Source organism: Dolichospermum sp. LEGE 00246, from assembly GCF_015207865.1.
GTDB classification, from domain to species: domain Bacteria; phylum Cyanobacteriota; class Cyanobacteriia; order Cyanobacteriales; family Nostocaceae; genus Dolichospermum; species Dolichospermum heterosporum.
On record NZ_JADEWA010000648.1, the window covers coordinates 1 to 2,155 of the forward strand.

The following is a 2,155-nucleotide window of genomic DNA, read 5'->3' on the forward strand; positions in this document are numbered from 1 at the left end:
GGGCAGGGGGAAATATTTATTACCCATTACCCATTACCCATTACCCATTACCTATTACCCATTACCTATTACCTATTACCCATTACCTATTACCCATTACCTGTTCCTAAGAAAGTTGAAACAAGAAAGTAACTAAATCTCCCTTACCCAAGCTAATGCGATCGCCTGGACGGAGGCGATGTCTGTTACCAGGTAACAGAGGTAAGTTATTAATGTAAGTACCATTAGAACTACTTGCATCCTCTATATAACAAGCATCTCCCTCAATCCGAATATCCGCATGAATCCGCGAAACAATCTCCGAATTTGGGAATCCCGAAACATCTATATCTGGAGGAACACGATCATTAGGCTTACCAATATGCACAACCGAGAGATTTTGTGGTAATTCTATTTCCTGATTAGCTTGAACATGGAATAATCGCGCTACGATCTGTTGTAATTGAGTATTTGCCACCTTTCCTGATGGTGCGACTGGAGCAACTTCAGGAATAGATATAGGATCTATCTGGGGTACATAAGCAGGTGGAATATAAGGCTCAGATCCTGGTACTGTATCCATAGCCACAGGTTCAGGAGTCAATACAGGCGGAATATAAACTTCCGGTTCAGGTGCTACAGGTGCAGGTGGAGGAGTCAATACAGGCGGAATATAAACTTCTGGTTCAGGTGCTACAGGTGCAGGTACAGAAGGAACATAAACAGCTTGTTCCTGAACTACAGCCATAGGTGCAGGTGCAGGAGTCAGTACAGGCGGAATATAAACTTCTGGTTCAGGTGCTACAGGTGCAGATACGGTCGGATTAGATCGGGGCGCAACTTCCAACACATCAGGCTGTAGCAGTTGCATCATTAAGTCAGGAGCGACCACTGGTGCTGGCACAGGATTAACAGCACCAGTTGAGGCGACTGCAAGAGTAGCACCAAAATGGAGATTGTAACCGCACTGACCACAGAAAGCAGCATCTGACTGTACAGTTGCTCCACAATTAGGACAACTAGCTGTAGCTGGTAACGGCGTATAGCAAGCTTCACATTGAACAGCGCCGTCTGGGTTAGGATGATTGCAATTAGGGCAGACGATCATGGATTTAAGCCTTAGTGAAGGTCGTTGTAAAAATATTACTGACAAGCACATAAGTAACTTTAGCTAGTGATGCTAAAAATTACTTACAGTGAGGACAAGTTGATCATTGGTGATGATTCTTCATCATCTCAATCAACCAAATCTCAAAAATCATAGTCAACGTTAGAGTTCCAAACCAGCCGCTGCGTCTAGCAACCAATAGAGTTCTCCTTGGGGACGAATTAACCGTGATGGATAGGCGAAATCATCCGCTACCGGTGCAAAAACTTGGGCTAAAGCCGGTCTTTTATTAGCACCAGCAGCCATAAAAATCACACTGCGAGCCGCGTTAATAAATGGGTAAGTAAAAGTGATGCGGAGATTATCATCTTTATTACCAACAGTAATTAGGCGATCGCTCACCTTGAGAGCTTCCGTGTAGGGAAACAAAGATGCAGTATGGGCATCATCACCCATTCCCAGTAAAACTACATCCAATGCTGGGAACTCTCCCGATGCCGAATTAAAAAATGTTTGCAGATGCTGGTTATACTTAGCTGCATCTACCTCTGGGTTAGCAGATAAAGTAGGGATAGCATGAATATTCGCCTTGGGAAGTGCCACCTGATCTAACCATGCACGTCTCGCCATCAGTTCATTACTATCAGGATGATCTGCTGGTACATAACGCTCATCTCCCCAGAATACATGAATTTTATCCCAGGGCAACTTTTGATTAGCTATCGCCTCATACAAAGGTTTTGGTGTACTGCCCCCTGACAAAGCAATTGTAAATTGCCCCCGTTCGCTAATAGCAGTTTCCGCTTTCGACAGTATCAATTCTAGCGCCCGTTGAACGAGTGCCGATACACTGGAATGGACTTCAACAGTTTTGTTCATGGCATTATCATAAGAATACCCGGTAAGTGGGAAACTCAGCGTCTTTAGACCTGAGAGGGAAACGACACGAGCGGTTTTAACCGCTGTGGATATTAAAATTGAAACCAGATTTTTGATTGGAACCTGGAAACCAACTCCCATTTCTGGGGTAATGTTAGCTTCGACCTGTTATAAGAGCTTGTTAGGCTT

Annotated in this window: 2 protein-coding genes; both read right to left on the bottom strand. The window is 44.2% G+C overall.

Annotated features, from left to right (window positions below; all coding sequences use genetic code 11):
* Nucleotides 1–106: 106 nt before the first annotated feature.
* The gene (locus IQ228_RS25070) at nt 107–1,087 is read right to left on the bottom strand and encodes an FHA domain-containing protein (RefSeq protein WP_193964854.1); all 981 of its coding nucleotides are present in this window, start codon (nt 1,085–1,087) and stop codon (nt 107–109) included.
* Nucleotides 1,088–1,249: 162 nt separating this feature from the next.
* Nucleotides 1,250–1,966, bottom strand: coding sequence for a 6-phosphogluconolactonase (pgl, locus tag IQ228_RS25075; RefSeq protein ID WP_193964856.1), 717 nt, complete (start codon nt 1,964–1,966; stop codon nt 1,250–1,252).
* Nucleotides 1,967–2,155: the final 189 nt, after the last annotated feature.